Source organism: Colwellia sp. MB3u-8 (assembly GCF_014076985.1).
GTDB lineage: Bacteria > Pseudomonadota > Gammaproteobacteria > Enterobacterales > Alteromonadaceae > Cognaticolwellia.
In genome coordinates, this window is sequence record NZ_JACGVA010000072.1 from 199,017 (window position 1) to 220,116 (window position 21,100).

The 21,100-nt window shown below is 38.6% G+C and carries 13 protein-coding genes; 5 read left to right on the top strand and 8 right to left on the bottom strand.

The window, feature by feature from the left end; all coding sequences use genetic code 11:
- Positions 1 to 42: 42 nt before the first annotated feature.
- On the bottom strand, positions 43 to 1,635 hold the full coding sequence (locus H4J54_RS16765; protein WP_182192136.1) for an ABC-F family ATPase: 1,593 nt from the start codon (positions 1,633 to 1,635) through the stop codon (positions 43 to 45).
- A gap of 457 nt (positions 1,636 to 2,092) precedes the next feature.
- Entirely contained in the window at positions 2,093 to 4,432 is a 2,340-nt protein-coding gene (locus tag H4J54_RS16770; RefSeq protein ID WP_182192137.1) for a YgiQ family radical SAM protein, read from the bottom strand.
- A 583-nt stretch (positions 4,433 to 5,015) separates the two neighbouring features.
- Here H4J54_RS16770 and H4J54_RS16775 point away from each other — a divergent pair.
- Positions 5,016 to 7,496 (top strand): prolyl oligopeptidase family serine peptidase, encoded by a 2,481-nt coding sequence (locus H4J54_RS16775; RefSeq protein ID WP_182192138.1) that lies wholly within the window; start codon positions 5,016 to 5,018, stop codon positions 7,494 to 7,496.
- 119 nt (positions 7,497 to 7,615) lie between these two features.
- Here the strand turns inward: H4J54_RS16775 and H4J54_RS16780 are convergent, their stop codons facing one another.
- Positions 7,616 to 8,458: an ABC transporter substrate-binding protein gene (locus H4J54_RS16780; RefSeq protein WP_182192139.1), complete on the bottom strand. Its 843-nt coding sequence runs from the start codon at positions 8,456 to 8,458 to the stop codon at positions 7,616 to 7,618.
- 313 nt (positions 8,459 to 8,771) lie between these two features.
- Between H4J54_RS16780 and H4J54_RS16785 the strand changes: the two genes are divergently transcribed.
- Positions 8,772 to 10,259, top strand: a complete 1,488-nt coding sequence (locus tag H4J54_RS16785) for an FMN-binding glutamate synthase family protein (protein ID WP_182192140.1) — start codon at positions 8,772 to 8,774, stop codon at positions 10,257 to 10,259.
- Here H4J54_RS16785 and rrtA read toward each other — a convergent pair.
- Positions 10,249 to 10,848, bottom strand: coding sequence for a rhombosortase (rrtA, locus tag H4J54_RS16790; RefSeq protein WP_182192141.1), 600 nt, complete (start codon positions 10,846 to 10,848; stop codon positions 10,249 to 10,251). The genes H4J54_RS16785 and rrtA overlap by 11 nt on opposite strands.
- Before the next feature lie 200 nt (positions 10,849 to 11,048).
- Positions 11,049 to 12,077, bottom strand: coding sequence for a sensor domain-containing diguanylate cyclase (locus H4J54_RS16795; RefSeq protein WP_182192142.1), 1,029 nt, complete (start codon positions 12,075 to 12,077; stop codon positions 11,049 to 11,051).
- 224 nt (positions 12,078 to 12,301) lie between these two features.
- On the opposite strand from H4J54_RS16795, the gene H4J54_RS16800 reads away from it, so the two are divergent.
- Together H4J54_RS16800 and ggt are read left to right on the top strand one after the other, a co-directional pair.
- Positions 12,302 to 12,928, top strand: coding sequence for a tRNA-uridine aminocarboxypropyltransferase (locus H4J54_RS16800; protein ID WP_182192143.1), 627 nt, complete (start codon positions 12,302 to 12,304; stop codon positions 12,926 to 12,928).
- A 228-nt stretch (positions 12,929 to 13,156) separates the two neighbouring features.
- Entirely contained in the window at positions 13,157 to 14,914 is a 1,758-nt protein-coding gene (gene ggt / locus H4J54_RS16805; protein WP_182192144.1) for a gamma-glutamyltransferase, read from the top strand.
- A gap of 189 nt (positions 14,915 to 15,103) precedes the next feature.
- Here ggt and H4J54_RS16810 read toward each other — a convergent pair whose 3' ends face one another.
- Positions 15,104 to 15,538 carry a hypothetical protein gene (locus H4J54_RS16810; protein ID WP_182192145.1) on the bottom strand — a complete coding sequence of 145 codons (435 nt, stop codon included), beginning with the start codon at positions 15,536 to 15,538 and terminating at the stop codon, positions 15,104 to 15,106.
- 247 nt (positions 15,539 to 15,785) lie between these two features.
- Positions 15,786 to 16,763, bottom strand: coding sequence for a cysteine synthase A (gene cysK / locus H4J54_RS16815; RefSeq protein ID WP_182192146.1), 978 nt, complete (start codon positions 16,761 to 16,763; stop codon positions 15,786 to 15,788).
- Between the two features lie 462 nt (positions 16,764 to 17,225).
- Here cysK and H4J54_RS19590 point away from each other — a divergent pair, with 462 nt between their 5' ends.
- Positions 17,226 to 18,485: an RDD family protein gene (locus H4J54_RS19590; protein ID WP_259367004.1), complete on the top strand. Its 1,260-nt coding sequence runs from the start codon at positions 17,226 to 17,228 to the stop codon at positions 18,483 to 18,485.
- 211 nt (positions 18,486 to 18,696) lie between these two features.
- Here H4J54_RS19590 and H4J54_RS16825 read toward each other — a convergent pair whose 3' ends face one another.
- Complete coding sequence (locus H4J54_RS16825; protein ID WP_182192147.1) at positions 18,697 to 20,985, bottom strand: carbohydrate binding family 9 domain-containing protein; 2,289 nt, start codon at positions 20,983 to 20,985, stop codon at positions 18,697 to 18,699.
- Positions 20,986 to 21,100 lie beyond the last annotated feature (115 nt).

Here is a 21,100-nt window from a genome sequence, read left to right on the forward strand (position 1 = left end):
TTATGATAGCTTTATTACCGTGCGTTTACCGAGATAACTAATTTATACTTGTGACGCTAAATATTCGTCGTAGCCACCAGCAAAATCAGTGTAACCACCGGTTGTTAATTCGATAATACGAGTGGCTAAGCTTGAGACAAATTCTCGGTCATGACTAACGAACAAAATAGTGCCTTCATATTGCTCCATGGCCATGTTTAATGACTCGATAGATTCCATATCCATATGGTTTGTTGGTTCATCCATAATGAGAATATTTGGACGTTGCATCATGATTTTACCAAATAACATACGACCTTGTTCGCCACCTGAAAGTACTTTTACTGATTTGTTAATGTCATCAGCAGAGAATAATAAACGTCCTAAATAACTACGAACAGCTTGTTCATCGTCACTAGGTTGACGCCATTGGCTCATCCATTCAAATAAAGTCATATCATTTTCAAATTCATAACTGTGGTCTTGCGCGTAGTAACCAATGTTAACGTTTTCTGACCAAGTATATAAACCTGATGTCGGCTGATATTCAGCTTCACCCATTAGAGTGCGTAAAAATGTGGTTTTACCCACACCATTTTGTCCGATAATGGCGACACGCTCACCAACTTCAATCATCATGTTAAGGTTGCTTAAGACCTTATTATCACCAAAGTTTTTGCTCATACTCTCAAGCACTAGGGCATTACGGAATAATTTTTTGTCTTGTTCAAAGCGAATAAACGGGTTAACACGACTTGATGCTTTTACATCGGCCAATTGGATTTTATCAATTTTCTTAGCACGAGACGTTGCTTGTTTTGCTTTTGAAGCATTGGCAGAGAAACGCGCCACGAAAGCTTGTAGTTCACCAATTTGTGCTTTTTTCTTGGCGTTGTCAGACATTAATTGCGCTCTAGCTTGCGTAGAAGCCAACATATATTCGTCATAGTTACCCGGAAATAACCGTAATTCACCATAATCTAGATCAGCCATGTGGGTGCAAACACTGTTTAAAAAGTGACGGTCATGCGAGATGATGATCATGGTTGAATCACGTGCGTTCAAGGTCTCTTCTAACCATTGAATAGTGTGAATGTCCAAGTTGTTGGTTGGCTCATCAAGTAATAAAATATCAGGATTAGAAAATAAGGCTTGTGCTAATAGCACACGTAACTTCCAACCTGGGGCAACGTCACTCATTAAACCATAATGTTGATCGACAGGGATACCGACACCCATTAATAATTCGCCAGCACGACTTTCTGCGCTGTAACCATCCATTTCAGCATATTCAGCTTCTAAATCACCGGCACGCATACCATCTGCTTCACTCATTTCAGGCAAAGCGTAAATCTCATCACGCTGTTCTTTTATTGCCCACAATTTGGTATGGCCCATAATAACGGTGTCAACGACAGACGTTGCTTCAAAACCGAACTGGTCTTGACGAAGTTTACCAATGCGCTCATTTGGATCTAAATTAACATTACCCGAGGTTTGCTCTAAATCACCACCTAAAATTTTAATAAAGGTTGATTTACCGCAGCCATTGGCACCGATTAAACCATAGCGATTTCCGCCACCAAATTTTTGTGAAATGTTTTCAAATAACGGCTTAGCACCGAATTGTTGGGTAATATTGTTTGCAGCTAACATATAAATTCCGTAGCGATTGTGTAGATGAGTGTAAGTTGAACTTTAATTTAAGTTTAACCTTAAATAATGCGCGAGATTATACAGTATGATGACGTTGTTTGGAATTCTAGTGAGACTTGAATATGCAGGTTTTTTATTTGTTTTACATTAGATGTGGTGGTTTGATAACTGGTTATCATTAAAGCAATAAAATGAAATTAACTTACGCTTTTAATCTAGACTTGCTCCTCGAAGCTTTCTTATTTTTCAACAACACTAGGACATTGTGCGCGAGTTGTATAACAAACGACATAACTTTTGTAATGAACTCATTGTTGTTTTTTATATAGTTGCCCTTTGGCTTGTGATTTTACTAAGGGTTGCATGGATTCTGGTGTTTTTTACGTGAGTAATTTTCTTGGTTAAGGTCTGATAAACAGACCTTAACCACACAAAAAAATTCAGTATCATGACCTTTTTATTGAGTCTTTTTAGGTTTTCTGTCGTTAAATTGATTTTCAGAAAAACGCGTTAAGCCTTGTTTTGCTTTATCACCCGGTTTAGCTTTTTTAGCGGTTATGGGTTTTTTACCGTAACGCTTTTCTTGCCCTGGTGAGGTTTTATTACCTTGGGCATTATTTTTACCTTTGCCGTTGTTCTTAAAATGCGCTTGCTGGCTTTCATTTCTGCTTTCATTAGGCACTAAACAACCGGGTTTACTCCCAATCAGTTTTCTTGCCAGACCCATTTTGGTTAAGGCGTCACGAATAATGCCCCAGTTTGCAGGATCATGATAACGCAATATGGCTTTATGCAAACGACGCTGAATAGTGCCTTTTGGCACAGATACGGTCGCGCTGTCTTTTTTAACATTACGCAATGAATCAATTTCAGTATGATAAAGCGTAGTCGCGTTTGCTAACGGTGACGGATAAAAGTTTTGTACTTGATCAAGTTTAAAGTCGTTTTCTTTTAGCCATAGCGCAAGGTTGACCATATCCAAATCGGTAGTGCCCGGATGTGCTGAGATAAAGTAGGGGATCAAATACTGCTTTTTACCCGCAAGTTTAGAGTAATGATCAAACATGTCTTTAAACTTGTTATAACTGCCCATACCAGGCTTCATCATTTTATTTAATGGCCCTTCTTCAGTATGTTCAGGAGCAATTTTTAAATAACCACCCACATGGTGAGTCGCCAGTTCTTTAACGTATTCAGGGTCTTGAATAGCTAAATCGTACCTTACACCTGAGGCGATAAGTATTTTTTTAATACCTTTAACTTTCCGTGCTCTACGGTATAAATTAATGGTCGGGGTATGGTCGGTATCTAAGTGGCCGCAAATAGTTGGCCAAACACAGGATGGCTTACGACAGGTGGCTTCTGCTTTTTCACTTTTACAGTTTAATTTATACATGTTAGCGGTTGGTCCGCCAAGATCAGAAATAACGCCGGTAAAACCAGGTACTTTTAATTTAATATCTTCAATTTCGGCAATAATAGAGTCTTCAGAGCGACTTTGAATAATGCGGCCTTCATGCTCAGTAATCGAGCAGAAGGTACAACCGCCAAAACAACCACGCATAATATTGATTGACGTTTTTATCATGTCGTAAGCGGGAATTTTAGCATCACCATAAATAGGATGAGGTACACGTTGATACGGTAAACCAAAAACGCCATCCATTTCTGCTTCAGATAAGGGTTTAGCAGGCGGGTTTAGCCAAATAAGTCGGCTACCATGCTTTTGCACTAAAGGTTTAGCGGATGTTGGGTTAACTTCTTGATGAAAAATTCGTGAGGCATGCGCATAAAGCGTTTTGTTGTCTCTGACTTGCTCAAAGGTTGGTAAGTTAATGTACGTAGTTTCCCACGGTTTTTTCTTATCTTCCCATGATTTATTCTTATGTGCAGTGGCTCTAAATTCACTTAATTGTATCGGTTGTGCGGTTTTAGTCACATCTTTTTCAGCGGCGTTTGTTACCATGTCTTCAGCGGCGGCAGCAGCTGCATCGGCTGATGTCGTGGCGCAATCAGGCGATGTCATGTCTTGATATGGGCTATAGATAGGGTCTATTTTTCCCGGTTTATCAATACTTCGAGAGTCTATGCCTTTCCAGCCGGGTAATACTTGGTTTGCTAAAAATGCACTACCACGTACATCGGTAATGTTTTTAACATCATCACCATTGGCAATACGATGGGCAATTTCTATGAGTGGACGCTCAGCATTACCGTAAATTAACAGATCAGCTTTGGAGTCAAATAGTACAGATTGACGCACTTTATCGGACCAATAATCATAATGAGCGACTCGGCGTAAACTCGCTTCTATACCACCAATAATAATAGGTACGCCCTTATAGGCTTCTTTACATTTCTGGGTATAAGCGGTTACAGCGCGGTCGGGACGTTTGCCACCTTCATCATTCGGGGTATAAGCATCGTCATGGCGCATACGTCTTTCGGCAGTATAGCGATTGATCATCGAATCCATATTGCCAGCGGTGACACCAAAAAATAAGTTAGGTTTACCCAGTTGCATAAAGGCGTCTTTTGAGTGCCAATCAGGTTGAGCGATAATACCCACTCGAAAGCCTTGTGACTCCAACATACGACCAATAACGGCCATACCAAAACTTGGATGGTCAACATAAGCGTCGCCAGTCACTAGAATAATATCGCAACTATCCCAGCCTAACACCTCCATTTCTTGACGAGACATCGGCAAAAATGGCGCTGTTCCATAGCATTCTGCCCAATACTTAGGGTAATCGAATAGTTTTGGAGTTGTTTTCTGGAGTGACGCTAAGTTCATACATTACCTAAATTAATTTTTTACAATAGAGACAAGCGTGATATTACACACTTTCAAAGCCTAACAATGACCTATTAACCGACAAAGTAAATACCTTGATGATAAATGTCATATTTACCACATTCACACAGCGCACGATTGCAGAAATAAAAGTCACATTAACAAAGCGCGCGATTATAGCAGAGAAAAATACGAGGCGCGCGATTAAAAAATATAAGCCCAAATTTTCTTAGGACAATTGAAAGGATTAATTAGCCCATGGAGTACAATATAAGGTGATTTATCAGCAAAAAATTACTTAAGCAATATTGCTCTTGGCATTGTCTGCTGAGTTGTTCTTCCTGATAGAGGTTTTCATCGTATAAAATTTGTTATTGGTCGTGTTACAACGCAGAGACATTGAAAATTAAGCTGTTTTTTAGTATAACTAGCTGCAGGATTTTAATGATTAGCAAGGTTAATCATTTCAGTACCATTGAACTTTGTGCCAACGTTGAGATAAATAGCCCTTATAAGTAAGCCAATATAAGCAAACTAATATAAGCAACCTAATATAAGTAACCCATATAAGTATAAATAAATTATGAAAATACAATTAATTGCCGCTGCTATTAGTTTTTCTTTAGTCGCCTGTGTATCGACAGAGCAAAAACAGGTTGCACTAGACAGTCAGACTACTACCACTAGTGACGTTATCGCCAGTGAAGTGCTAGCAAAGCCATCTGTAGGTGTAACAAGCGCAACAAGGATTACCTTAGAAAAAATTATGTCAAATCCTGATTGGTTTGGCCGCGCTCCTGAGTCTTGGTATTGGGGTGACGACAGCCAAACCGTGTTTTACAAGCAAAAGCGTCAAGGCAACCCATTACGTGATTTAGTACAAAAAAACTTAAGCACGCAAGGTAATGGTGAGTTAGTTAAATTAGCGCAAATGCATGTGGTTGCTGATACTAATGCGGTATTAAATAATAGCCGTACGCATGAGGTATACACCTTTGAAGGCAATGTTTTTGTTAAAGCCTTGGCCACTCAAACTGTGCAGCAGTTAACCTATACCTCGGCCGTTGAATCATCAGCGATGTTTTTAACTAATGGTAATATCGCTTATCGTGTTGATAATATCTTTTACGCCCATGATATGAGCAGTCAAAAAATTATTGAGTTAGCCAACTTAAAAATGACTGATGGTGAAGAGCCTGTTCTCGATACACCAAGCTATATCGCTACTGAACAACATGAACTGATTGAATATGTTGCGCTACAGCAGCGCAACAAAAACTTACGTGCCGAGCAAAAACGTCAGTTAAGGGTAAAAAATAGCACAGTAACCCAAACAAACTTTTACCTCGGTAAAGGCAATGAAGTTGTGCATGCGAGTCTTTCTCCGGCTGGCGATAAATTAGTGGTCAGTGTGGCAACGGATAAATCACTAGGTAAAGACAGTGATATTATGCCTAACTATATTGCTAACGACGGCGATATTAAGGCGAAAAAGGTGCGAACACGTGTTGCCGATAATCGCCAATATACCGAACAGCTTTATATTTTAGATTTAAGCCAAGGCACAAAAGCCTTGTTGAGTTATGACAGCTTACCGGGTTTTGATGAAGACGTACTAGCCAGTGTGCGTAAAGAGAATTATGCCCGTGAAGGTAAAAAATATAAATCAGAAAAATCAGCGCGTAATATTCATGTTATGCAAGCGTGGGCCCCTATTCAATGGCAAAAAAATGGTCAGCAAGTCGCTATTATGCTTGAAGCTTGGGATAACAAAGACCGTTGGATCACAACGGTTGATTTTGACCGTAAAGCCTTAGTTTCTCAACACCGTTTACATGATGATGCTTGGATAAATTACACCTTTAACGAACAGGGTTGGTTGAATAACGCCGACAGTTTATATTATCTTTCAGAAGAAAGTGGTTACGCACACTTATACCTTAAGCCACTAAATGGCAAAGCAAGAGCCTTAACGGCAGGTGATTTTGAAGTTAACGACTTAACAGTATCTGCTGATGAACAAAATATTTACTTTAAAGCCAATAAAAAACACCCAGGTATTTATGAAATTTACAAAGTGAATATTGCGTCAGGTAAAATCACTGCGTTAACCGATTTAGGTGGTATGAATAATTACACGTTAAGCCCTGATGAAGCTAAACTGTTAATTGAGCATTCAGAAATCACCTTACCACCAGAGCTTTATGTTAAAGATATGACTAACAACACTGAGGCAATGCGATTAACCCATACCGTTTCAGCAGCGTTTCTGGCGATGCCTTGGGCAGCACCTAATGTAGTCGCTATCGAGTCATCACATCAAGCACAGCCCATATATTCAAAAGTCTATTTACCTAAAGGTTACGATAAAACCAGCGCTAAAAACAAAGCGGTAATGTTTAGCCATGGCGCGGGCTATTTGCAAAATTCACATTTAGGTTGGTCGGGTTATTTTCGTGAATATATGTTTCACGGCATGTTAGTACAACAAGGTTATGTGGTTATCGATATGGATTACCGTGCATCAAAAGGCTATGGCCGTGATTGGCGTACAGCAATATACCGCCATATGGGTAAGCCCGAAGTGCAAGATATGCGTGATGGCGTAAATTGGTTAGTGGAAAATGCCAATGTTGACGCTAACCGTGTAGGTACTTATGGCGGCTCTTACGGTGGCTTTTTAACCTTGATGTCAATGTTCACCGACCCTGAGTTATTTCAATCAGGTTCAGCGCTGCGTTTAGTGTCAGATTGGGCTTATTACAATCATGGTTACACGTCTAACATCTTAAATATGCCGGGTGATGACCCTATTGCTTATGAACGTAGCTCACCCATATACTTCGCCGAAGGCTTAGAAAAACCGCTGCTAATTAATGCACCTATGGTCGATGATAATGTGTTTTTTCAGGATACTGTGCGTTTAGTTCAGCGCTTAATTGAGTTAGAAAAACAAGACTTTGAAACTGCTATTTATCCGGTAGAGCCCCATGGTTTTGTTCAACCTAGCTCTTGGCTAAATGAATATCGGAGAATTTATAAGTTGTTCGAAACTACTTTATAAAAATTTTAATGATAAGCAATAATAAAGGCCTCATTTGAGGCCTTTATTATTTTCAGGATGTCGGCAATGTCACGATCAAATAGTGCCAATATTTGATTAATAATTTAATCAAAACTAATTTATAACTTAGGGTTGGTGAGTTTATTACGCCATTTTTCCCAGATAGCATCATAACTGCCATCTTGGTAAAGGCTTTGTAGTTTATTTGATAAATGCTTGATGATGTTATCGTCAGTTTGTTTACTGCAGGCGAAGAAAAAATTTAGTGGTAAATCTTTAATTTCATAGACCCGTTGCAGCTCATTGATATTAGCTCCCGCTAATTCGGTACGAAATTTTATGGTCGTATCATCGGCGACGATCAGGTCTATTTCTGGTCGAGTAATTAATAAACTAATTAATGAATTTGTGTTATCTAAAACATAGAGGTTTTCGTCTTCGTTAAAGCCTCGCTCTATTAACCCGGTATGAGCGATGTCATCTCGATTAACGGCAATAATGTATTTTTTTGCATCGTTTAAGTTGGATATTTTAATATGGCGACCTTTACGTGCCCACATTGCCGTATTGCTTACGCTGGATATTGGCCCAACCCACTTAAACATATTTTCTCGTGACTTTAATCGAGCAAGGGAGAATATGCAGTAATTAGCTTTTACTTGGGCTAAATTATAAGAGCGGACCCAAGAATAATTTTTCATTGAATAGGCATAATGACTTCGTGCCATCGTCTCTTTGATGATATCTACGGCAAAGCCGGACAGTGGTTTATTTTGAGTCACGATTTGGTATGGAGGTAAATGTTCGGTAACTATATGTATAACAGGACTTTTGTTCGCACTGATAGGCAAAGCAACCCATAATAATGTTAAAGCAAGGTATGATGTTTTTTTTATATGCAGACTTGCGCTACTCTGTTTATGACGAGCAATAACATTGTGGTTATTTTGAGTTGTCTGCAATTGATATCCCTTATTAAGCCAAAGCCCATTTATGATTGTAATCTTCTTTAATTTTTATCATAAACAACTGACATGAAAAAGCCACAGATTTAAAATAATTGCTGCTAAAGTAATTTTTATGAAGCTAATATTATACTGCCTGCATATTTACCTGCAGGAAGTCATGGTACTTTTTTGATACATTATTAATTAGTCTATGATGATATAATAAACGCCATATTTTGAGTCTTTTGATACCTTTTTGTCGATAATTTCTTGATAAAAAATTAGATTAACATTAACTAAAAAAACCAACAAGATTAACGAGGTAAACATGGATAACATGCTGGGTTATGTAGAAACACTTTCTGCACTATTTATATTATTGTTGGGGCTGGGCGTATTATCGATAATTTATATGTACATTGTAGATAAAACGCAGAATAAACAGGCGATACGGCGTAATTATCCAGTTATTGGCCGGTTTAGATATTTTTTTGAAAAGCAGGGGGAGTTTTTTAGACAATATTTTTTTGCCATGGACCGAGAAGAATTACCCTTTAATCGAGCTGAGCGCAGCTGGGTCTATCGTGCAGCAAAAAATGTTGACCGTACCCTGGCATTTGGCTCTACGCGAAACCTTGAACCCATTGGCACCATAATGTTTATGAACTGTGCTTTTCCGACACTGGAAGAAGATGCGGTACCAGCGAGCTCTATTACCTTTGGTCGTCAATGTAGAAAGCCTTACATCACAGATTCAATTTTTAATATTTCAGCGATGAGTTTTGGCGCTTTATCTGCACCAGCAATCAAAGCACTTTCAGATGGCGCAGCAAAAGCAGGATGCTGGTTGAACACAGGTGAAGGCGGCGTTAGTGAACATCATTTGGCCAGTGGGGCAGATATTGTTTATCAAATAGGCACCGCAAAATATGGCGTAAGGGATGAGCACGGACAGTTATGCGACAAAATGTTGGCTGCATTAGCGGCGATGCCACAAATTAAAATGTTTGAAATAAAAATGAGCCAAGGCGCTAAACCCGGTAAAGGTGGCATATTGCCGGGCAAAAAAGTGACTGAAGAAATTGCTCTTATACGAGGTATACCCATAGGTGTAGACTCAATTAGTCCCAATGCTCACCCAGAAATTAAGTCAGTGAAAGATATTCTGACCATGGTCAATCGAGTGCGCAAAGTCACCGGTAAGCCGGTAGGCTTTAAAGCGGTTATCGGTGAATCGTTATGGTTAAGAGACTTACTTGAAGAGATTAACCGACAAGGGCGAGAGTATGCGCCGGATTTTATTACCATAGACAGTGCCGATGGTGGTACAGGGGCAGCACCACAACCCTTGATGGATTATGTTGGCTTGCCGTTAAAAGAAAGCTTACCGCTGGTCGTTAATTTACTCGTTGAATATGGTTTACGCGACCAAATTAGAATTATATGTGCAGGTAAACTGATCACACCATCAAAAGTTGCTTGGGCACTGGCGATGGGGGCCGATGCCGTAAATTCAGCAAGGGGGTTTATGTTTTCTTTAGGCTGTATTCAAGCAATGCAGTGTAATAAAGACACCTGTCCTACGGGTATTACTACGCATGATCCTAGATTACAACAAGGGTTAGACCCAGTCAGTAAAGCTGTGCGTGTTGCCAATTATCATAAGTACATTCTATACGGTGTTGGCTTGTTAGCACATTCATGTGGTGTTAGCCAGGCAAGAGGTTTAGACCGTCACCATGTTCGCGTTATACAAGACAACGGTTTATCTATTGCGCTTGATAAATTACATCCTTATAACGAAACTAAACACTAGCTTTATTAGCCGTAAAATAACACCAGATAAAAGCTAACAAGCCACCGATCGCGCCATATAAATGAGCATCGGTGGCAACACTTGCACCGATAAGTATTTCTACATCGGCGCTAGCACCGTAAATTTGCTCATGAATTATTTTTGCTATCACACCGATTAACAGCAGATAGCCGGTTTTTTCTTTATGCTTGATGTCCATTAATGCCCCCCAAACGAAAAAGCCATGCAGAACCCCTGACAGCCCAACATAAAGTTCAATGTTGACAGAAAACCAATACATACCCAGGCTGCAAACTATGGCACTGGTCAGAAACACTGACAGGTAATTTTTATAGCTATAATATTGGCCATGCAAGGCCCATAGCAGTGCTACTGCGGCGACATTCAGCATAAAGTGGTTAGCATTTGAATGAAAAAAATGGCCTGATATTATGCGCCAATATTCTCCCGCTGTGATTAAGCTGCGATTATAAATGAGCAAGTCAGAAATTTGAGCATCAAAGATAAAGGCGCTCAAAGCAAGCGTGAATACGATCAAAGGGCCAAGGCTATGAGTTGCTTTTACGGGTAGAGGTTTTAATTGCAGCATGTGTTTTTATTATTTGTTTAAATTTATACCGTGATATGATTCAACGCACTTTAGCAGTTGCTTGTAGTTTTATAAACATTAGTTTTAGTGAATATAGCGAAATGGCCAGTGAGTATAATTCACCTTGTTAGCTATAGCTGCTCAGTTACACTTCAATAAAGAATAAAATTTTTCTCCGTAACTTAAATAGTTTAAATAACTTAAATAACTTCAGAGTAAACTTGATTACGACCTTGTTCTTTTGAAATATAAAGCTGTTTATCTACCCGTTGAAATAAACTGTCTATTGAGTCACCGCTGTTATATTGTGCAACACCAAAGCTACAGGTTACTGATATTTCGTTCGTTATTTGATCTTTACTAATCATTTCTCGTAATTTATCGCTAGTTTGATGTGCCTGTTTTTGAGAGAGTTCAGGGAAGATAATAACAAATTCGTCACCACCCCAGCGAGCAAATAAATCTACATCTCTAATGTTTTCGGCAACAAGTTTGGCTATCATACAAAGAATATCATCACCCACTTTATGACCATATTGATCGTTGATTTTTTTAAACTTATCTAGATCAAACATGACTAGGGTTAACGGGTGGTGATAGCGTTCAGCGCGTATTATCTCTTTATTTAATATCGTTTCAAAAAGCTTACGATTGGCAATTTCTGTTAAAGGGTCTATGTTTGAAACTGACTCAACCTCGATAATTTTTCGTTCTAATTGCTGGTTTTTTTTGGCTAACTCATCCGTTTTTTGTGCAATAACTTTTTCTAATGATAAGTGGCTATTTTGTAATAGTTTATTTTTTTCAATAAGGTCGGTTTGAGCCATAACTTGTTGGTGTATATTATGATGTGCGCCAATCATCCGGTCAACACTGCCATCGGCATTTCTTGCTATAATCGCGCCGCGATCTGCAATCCATAAATAACTATCGTCTGATTTCTTACAACGATATTCTACATTGTAAGCGTTAATCTTTCCTGATATATAACGTTCAAACTGATGCATAACTCTAGGGTAATCTTCTGGATGGATAATATTTTCCCAAGTAAATACATCCTTTCTAAAAACAGCAAACTCGTAACCTAACATGTGGTACCAGCTGGGGCTACGGGTCACTATTTTGGTATTACTATTCCAGTCCCAAACACCTTCAACAATAATATTTAAGATAGTATTTAAGGTATGATCTGAAGCGCTAGCCGAACTGTGTTGATAGGTTTTATGCATGGAAATTCCTTGTTAAATGCATTCTGAAAACAACGATATTTAAAAACACTCGTTGCCTCGGTGCGATATCGACAACGTCCCTAAGTAATAGCGTTGATTGGTTGAATTAGCAATTCGAAATGAGTTAAGTACAACAATATTAAAAAGTAATGTAATAAATGACTTAAACTCGTCGATAAAGTTTCGTAAACTTAGCTATCCTATTTTTTTATTATTTTAAATAAATGTCCCGAGTTTTATGTCAACAATGTCAACGGCCTGAAAAAGCCTGTATTTGCGCTTTTACTGTCGCTATTGATAACCACATACCTGTTATTGTGCTGCAACATCCCAGTGAAGTTAAGCAAAGCAAAGGTACGGTCAGCTTATTAAAACAATCGTTAACGAACTGCGAGGTGATAGTTGGCGAAACCTTTGCGGATTCTGATATTTTAAGACAGCGCCTGATACAATACGCGGACAACATAGTCTTGTTATATCCGAGTAAGCAGGCTTTAACGCTGAATTTTCCAACGTTAACTATTAGCGGTAATAATCAAAGTGAGGGTATAGAGCGTAAGCTGAGTGAAATTAAGTGCATTATTATACTGGATGGTACTTGGAAAAAAGCCTATCGCATGTTTATGAGCAATTCTTGCTTACATAATATAAATCATATTGTTTTACCGCAAGGCATAGCTAGCCTTTATGAGATTAGAAAAACCAAAAAAGACCATGCGCTCTCATCACTCGAAGCATGCTGTCATGCTTTAGCTCGCTTAGAAAATGAACCTAAAAAGTATCAAAACTTGTTAAATAGTTTTGTGAAATTTAATCAATTTCAGCAATCATTTAGTCAGCACAGTGACTGATGGCTGAATAAAATATATACCTGTTAATGAAGGTGTTAATGTCTTGGGCAATGTTATGGTCGTTAAAGTAGACCCGTTACATTAATGATCAGGTCTACTTTTTTACACAGATAAAACGGTCTAATAAAAGGCACTTATTGTAATAGTTAGTTGTTTAAACTAGCTGAAATGATCAGAAAATTAATGAGGTTAGTATAACTTATCGTCAATTATTTATTAAGGAACAGCATGTCAAATTCAGCCATAAAAGGGCTATTATCTTTACTCTTTATTTCTACCAGTTTGCTGGTTGTAGCAGCGCCAGATAAAAAAAGAGAAGACCGTGAACCAGAAGCGGCAACAGGTATTATCGCTAAGCAAACCGTTGTTACCGAGCATGCCATGGTAGCAACAGCAAACCCTTATGCCAGTAAAGCCGGTTTGAATATACTTAAGCAAGGTGGAAGTGCTGTAGATGCTGCTATTGCAGTCCAATTGGTATTAACCTTGGTTGAGCCACAATCTTCAGGCATTGGTGGCGGTGCGTTTATGTTGCATTGGGATAAAAAAGCTCAGCAGCTAACCACTTTTGATGGCAGAGAAACCGCACCAGCGGCGGCAACAACAGATATGTTTTTAGATGAGAATGGTCAAGCTATTCCATGGATAAAAGCCGTTGTTGGTGGTCATGCTGTTGGCGTACCTGGGGTATTAGCAAGTCTTAACAAGGCGCATGGAAAATATGGCAAGCTACCTTGGGCGGCATTGTTTAAAGATGCAATTAATTTAGCAGAAACAGGCTTTATTGTTTCACCTAGGCTAGAAAAGCTAGTGGCAATGGAATTTAACCCAGGTATTACGAAATTACCAACGATTAAAAATTACTTTTTTCCTCATGGTGAAGCAGTAAAAGCAGGGCAGTTATTAAAAAACCCAAAGTTAGCGACTGTATATCGTAGTATTGCTAAAAACGGCATCAATGCTTTTTATGAAGGTTGGATCGCCAAGAAAATTGTTGCTGCAGTACAACAATCACCCATTGCCCCAGGCCGTTTAACATTAGCTGATATGAAAAACTACCGTGCTAAAGAATTACCGGCAGTATGTGGACCTTATCGACAATATCAAGTGTGTGGAATGGGACCGCCAAGCTCGGGTGGTGTCGCTGTTATTCAAATACTCGGACAACTTGAGAAATTTGATATGGCAAAATTATCGTTAGCAGATGTTGAGTTTACCCACTTATTTAGCCAAAGTTCTCGTTTGGCATTTGCCGATCGTAATCGTTATATTGCCGATAGTAGCTTTGTGAATGTCCCAACACAGGGGTTGATTTCAAAGCCATATATGGCAAAGCGCTCCGCGTTAATTAATCCTGATAGCGATATGGGTACAGCGGTTCCAGGCACACCAATAGGTGCACTTGCACAAGCCGACGACAACGCTTATGAATTGCCTTCAACAAGCCATATCTCAATTGTTGATGAAGACGGTAATGCTGTTTCTATGACCACCAGTGTTGAAATGGGCTTTGGCTCTGCGGTGATGGTTGAAGGCTTTATTCTCAATAATCAATTGACTGACTTTTCATTAGATCCAAAAAAGAATGGCCAGTGGGTAGCTAACCGTTTAGAGCCAGGTAAGCGTCCGCGAAGCTCTATGGCACCCATGATGGTATTTACTCAAGACAAGGCTTTAAAGCTTGTTTTAGGCTCTCCAGGCGGCAGCCGAATTATTAATTATGTAGCACAAACCATGATCGCTATTTTAGATTGGCAACTTGATCCACAATCTGCGATTAACTTGCCCCACATAACTAATCGCAATAAGGTCACCACATTGGAAAAAGGCAGCGATCTAGTCAAGCTTAAGTCAGCGTTAGAAGCAAAAGGGCATCAGGTTGTGGTGCGTGATTTAAACAGTGGTATTCAGGCGATTGAATTATCTAAGGGTAAATTGCGAGGTGGGGCTGATCCTCGTCGCGAAGGTATAGCCATAGGTTATTAACTTTAATTAAAGCTAAAGCTAAAGTTAAAGTTTAAAAAACAAAACGGCGTCAATATTGACGCCGTTTCTATATTCAGGATGAATGGTCAGCTTTTATGTTCCCAACAAAAGCTAAGTATCGACATTTATGTCGGCAATGCCACTGTTTACATGAATGTGAAAAAGTGGCAATGTTATTTGAGGGAGAAATTAAAAGGGGTCTTTTAGTCTTTTTTCGATAATCCATTTATTATCAATTTGTACTAACAACAATCGTTTAACATCTTTTATACGGTCATTTTGGTAATAACCGTCAAAATAAATAGTAATCTCCGCAGAGTTTTTAAATTGTTCTCTCACTTTAACACCACTATCATCGGGCTTAATATCAACCTTATCGTATGACATATTGAACAAATGGCGAGCAACCGCTTTGGGTGATTGATAGTGCAGAATAATGCGCGACAATCTTGGACTACAAACCGATGCGGCTTTTTTTATATTTTGTTCATTATACAAGGCATTAAAAAATTCAATGGCAACCACTTCTGGGTTGTCAAGATCATGAATTTTGTTTTTGTTTTCTTCACTGCAGGCAGAGAACAAAAGAACGAAACTTAAGATGATTAATTTTAAATAATTCATAGGGTAACAGATAACTTTGTGAACTTAATGTCACTTTACCGCAAAAATAGGAGTTAAAGCTAGAGTAAGCTACTTTTTACCGACTTAAGTTGTATAATATTTTAAGATCAAAAAAGCCTGATTCTTGCAAATCAGGCTTTTAAAAATTCAGCTCAAGCTAGGGTTTAATTGTCAACAAAACCCGTGAATTGTCATAGTTTAATCATAATGGTTTAACAATAAAACTCAGCTTGATATTTTTTGGCTATTACGCCAGGTCTTCTTCAGAAAATGAATCAGCAAACAATGGGCTTGAAAGGTAGCGTTCAGCAGAGCTAGCAAGAATAACGACAATGTTTTTGCCCGCATTTTCTGGTTTTTCAGCAATACGCTTAGCCGCTACAACGGCAGCTCCAGACGATATGCCGGCAAGTATACCTTCTTCTTTCATTAAGCGATGCGCCATTGCCATAGAGTCGTCATTTGATACCTGTTCAACGGCATCAATAAGTGAAAGATCTAAGTTGCCAGGAATAAATCCAGCACCAATACCTTGAATTTTATGAGGACCCGGCGTTAGTTTTTCACCCGCCATTGCTTGAGTAATAACAGGCGAATCTGTAGGTTCAACCGCTACTGAGGTGATTTTATGCTCGGCAACACTTTTAAGATATCGCGTTGTACCGGTAATTGTGCCACCCGTACCAACACCAGCAACGAAGAAATCAATGTTACCTTCAGTATCACGCCAAATTTCAGGCCCGGTAGTTTTTTCATGAATTTCAGGGTTAGCTGGATTATCAAATTGACCTAACAGTACTGTGTTATCTGGATCAGCATCTTTAATTTCTTGTGCTTTGGCAATAGCACCATTCATGCCTTTGGTACCGTCGGTTAAGATTAATTTAGCCCCTAGCGCAATTAATAATTTTCTGCGCTCTATACTCATGGTGTTTGGCATAGTTAGAGTGATTTTATAACCACGAGCAGCAGCAACAAATGCTAGTGCGATACCTGTATTACCACTGGTGGGTTCGACAATAGATTTACCGGCCACAAGCAAACCTTTTTTCTCGGCATCCCAAATCATATTGGCACCAATGCGGCACTTAATACTAAAGCTTGGGTTACGTGCTTCAATCTTTGCGTAGATATTTGCAGTATTTTCACCCGAAACGATGCGGTTAAGTTTAACTAGCGGTGTATTACCAATGGATGTTGAGTTATCTTCAAATATAGTCGACATTTTTTAATCCTGTTTTCATTGCATTGACCGAGTATGGCATACAGATTTAATAGATATTTTATGTGTTAACCACCGAAAGTTATTTCAGATCAATTAACACTATTATTACAAGTAGGTTAACACTATTGCAAATAGGTTAATACTATAGGCCGTAGGTTAACGCTTTATGGCAGAAAAAGAAGTGATATTTCGGTATCTTATATGCAAAAAAGGAATAGATACCTAATTAATAGGTCTTAAAATGTGGTTTTTTTTCATACTTTAGTATAGCTTTATGTCATCTATATCGCTGTTGTAATAGTTACGTCGTTAGCCAGGCTGCTGATATTAATAGCTTTATTTTATTTATTTGTAGCTAAAATACAGTAACTCTCAAGCTAGAGATGGATAACGCTGGCAGATAATTTATAAACTAAGTTTTGGATAAATTACTTAATAAAGTAGCACAAAGAGATTTCAATAATGGCGAAAATTCAAGCAAAAAAATTATCTGATGAAGAAACGCGTGAAATATTAACACCACTGGCTTTTAAAATTGATAAGTCGCTGTTTGGTATATCATTAGCTGTGCCGTGGCGCCGAGGCATGGCACTATTAGTCGATTTATTTTTGGTGGCTTTGTTAAGTGGGGCGCCGGGCGAGTTATTGGCTTTTTTGGTGGCGATAACACTCTTTAGACTTGGCAGTAGAAAACGTGGTAATAAATTGGCTAAAAAAAGTGCTTTAAGCAAATTAATTTTACGTGTTTTTGCGGCGTTAATTGTTTTCGTCGTCTTGATTGATATCTTCCCTAAGTTTTTTGCTGAACTAGAAACCTTTAATCATGATGTTGAGCAAGCAGGGCAGAGCCAAGGTACATTATCGAGTAACCAAAATAATCAAAGCCATTTACCAAGCAATTCACAAAGCCATTTACCAAGCAATTCACAAAGCCATTTACAAAGTAATGAAGAAAATATGACTGAAGCAAACACTAATGCCTCAGAGGATAATGATTTCATCAAAGTAACACTCACCCTAGCAGCAGGTATTGCAATGGCTCAAACTGACTGTGTTGATTATCCATGTTGGCTGCAGTTGTCTGAAAGTTTATCATCGGCCTATAGTGAGCAAACAGCCTCAACGCTAGAAATTAACAAATTTAATGCTGACTTACTTAAACGTGTGGCTAAGCAAAGCCGTTTAAGTCAGCAAGAAATAGCCCAGTTAAGTGAGCAACTTGAACAATTACCTTTAGCTGCTCAGACTGAGTCGCCATTAATGAAACACAAAGTTGAGAAAAAAGTTGCGGTTACTGGCGCTAAACAAAGCAATACCACCAGCGAAATAAATAAAAATACGGTTGCTGTTCCGTCGAATTCATCGGTATATAAAGGCTTTGCTTGGTTACAAGGTTTAGTCGAAGATCTGGGGCTAGGTTTTGGTTGGGCAGCATTTTATTTCACCATGTTTACCGCACTTTGGTATGGGCAAACACCGGGTAAAAAGCTGTTTAGTATTCGAGTGATCCAACTTGATGGTACGCCGTTATCGATATGGGACAGTTTTGGACGTTATGGTGGCTATGGTGCTGGCATAGCAACAGGTTTACTTGGCTTTGCACAGATATTTTGGGACCCTAATCGACAGGCTATTCATGATAAAATTTCAGCAACCATTGTCGTTAATGATACTGAGAGTAAAATAAGCAGAAGAAAAACGGCTGAGCAGACGGTTGCTTAAAGCCACGCCTATTATCAAACAGCCTCGAACACTGTTGAGTACTGAATGACAAAAGTTAAAACGTACCTGCCTTTAGGCACAAGGCGGGTTAGGGAGAGACATTAACCTTTGTTGCACCGTAAGTTATCAGCGTAATCAAACGCTTATTTTGTTATTGATTACACTGATAGCAGATGTGATTAAGATTAATTTAAGCTGCTGGTATTAATACTTATGGCAACCATGCATAACTAATTTTACTGTAAATGGTACGTTGATCTCGCGTTAAGTTTTTCAATCTATCATCTTGATAACTATTATCTGAATAGCCCAAGTAAAACACGGTTTGTGGGTTTATCTTATAAGCATAAATTAGTTGTGTTGATAACTTGTTATCTTTTACTGAATAGGCGCTGGGATTATTATCTAGATTGAAATCAATATCGGTGTAAACAACATTTAATTTCACATAGCTATAAATATTAAACTGATATGAAACACGAAGTTCAGTTAAGTTTTCGGTAAACACCTTGGCATTATCGGCCTCTAAATCGCTGTAGGTGTGCGAAAGCTCAAACTCTAAATGTTTATTAACGTTATAATTTATGTAGCCATAAAGCTCTGTAATATCACCAACTCGGTCATTAACATAATCAATTTTATCGCCAATGGTGAATTCAAGCTCAGTGGAAAATTGCGCTGTTGGCTGAATATAACCATAGATAATGAGCTGATTTTCTTGGAAACGCTGGGTGTTACCGTCAATGCTGTTATCCATAGGTAAACTAAAATCTAGTTCATGACGACGTAAGCCAATTTTATCAGCGCTCACCAGCTTTGCATCAAACACTGATAGCATTGGTCCATCAATACTGAAGCTCGAAGAGACTGAACGCTCTAATAACTCACCGTTTTCATTGTGCAATATTTGCCATTGGCCAGCAAACTTCATTTTTTGCCAAGCACTGTCAGGCTCGCCATAGATAAAACGATTAACCAACACGTTACTCTTTTGATAATCAGCACGTGGCATAAAACCTAAATCAGCACGAAATTTTTTGCCTATTTCTTGATGTTCTGAAAACACCTGCCAATATTCAGAATCATGTTTATACTGAATTTTAAAGGCATGGTCGTTAAAGTTTTCTGCTTGGCCGCTGTCGGTAAATTGTGCTGAGTCTTTAGTATCCGCCACCAATATTTGTGCTTGGAATGAGTTTGAGTCATTGAGACGATATTTTGAATCAAGCCCTGAGACAAAATTATGATAACTATCAGTTTGGCGTAACGTGCTAATAACACCAAGAGATAAATCGTCGTTCACATCATAGCGATATTTTATTGCCCCTGATTCACTCTTTTCATCTAATGAAATTAATTTTGAGCCAGTATTACCAGGCAGAATAATATTGGTTTGCGTATCATTGGTCATGAATGCGCCATAACTATGTTGGCCTTGGGTGCCAGTGAGTTTAGCGCCGTATTCGGGGTCGGCAATGTTTCGCGTGTAGACAAGATCAAAGTTACTGGAAAAATATTCTGAATTTTCAACAAAAAACTGACGTTTCTCATCATAAAATAATGAAAAGGTTTTATTAACACTTAACTGACCGGCATCTGACTCAACATTAGAAAAATCGGGGTTGACGGTAACATTTAATAAGGTGTTGGCATTAATGCCCCAACGTAGATCTAAACCGGCATCAATATCATTTTCACTTTGCCAATCTGTTTTTGGCGCAAATATTTCACGACTTTCGCTTTTGTTAGCGACTAAGGTTGGCGTTATCATAATATCTTTGCTGGCTTTAGCGTCTTTAAATCCGGTTATTTCTGGGATTTGACATAACCAACAAGCATCGTCGCGATCAAGTTCAATGTGGGATATCCGCAAGCGTGTATCGCGTGGGTATAAGCGCACTAACTCCATTGCCCAAGTTTTAACATTATCATTGTCGTCAAAATTTAAAATATGATAGGGAATCGCAATTTCAACTTGATAGCCAGTATTCGTTATTTTACCAGCTGATTGCCAAATACCATCCCACGCTTCGTCTTTACTGCCGGTCATTTCATTGAAAATAGCGTCATGTTGTACGCCGTGTGGATTAACAAAAAACTCGTAGTTTAAACGGCGATTATTGTAAGTATCTAATTTAAAACCGACTAAGTCATCTCTCCAGCGAGTATCGCGGTCACCTAAAAATCCTTGAATTAATTCAGGGTTAGGATCTTGGGCAATAAAAGCGATGTAGAGAAAGTCGCCATTTTCAACAATTTTTGCGGTTGTCGAAACTGGGCTGGATTTATTGTTCCAAGGGCTGTTAACAATATTAAGAGATACATCAAGGGCTTGCTGCCATATGGCATCATTTAACTTACCGTCAACTTCCAACTTAAGGTCGACATGGGGAATATTTAATTGTGCCAATTTTACGGTGTTTTCTTGAGCAAAACTAGGCTGTATAAATAGTATAAATACGCTGGCGAGTGTAGATAGGCCACGAATACTAAATTTCAAATTTACCACTCCAATTTTTTTATTATTTTATATTTTAACGTAATAACTTCTACGTTAACGAGAATTCCTTTTCACAAATTGTTACAAATTTGCAAACCAATGGCAATGTAAACTT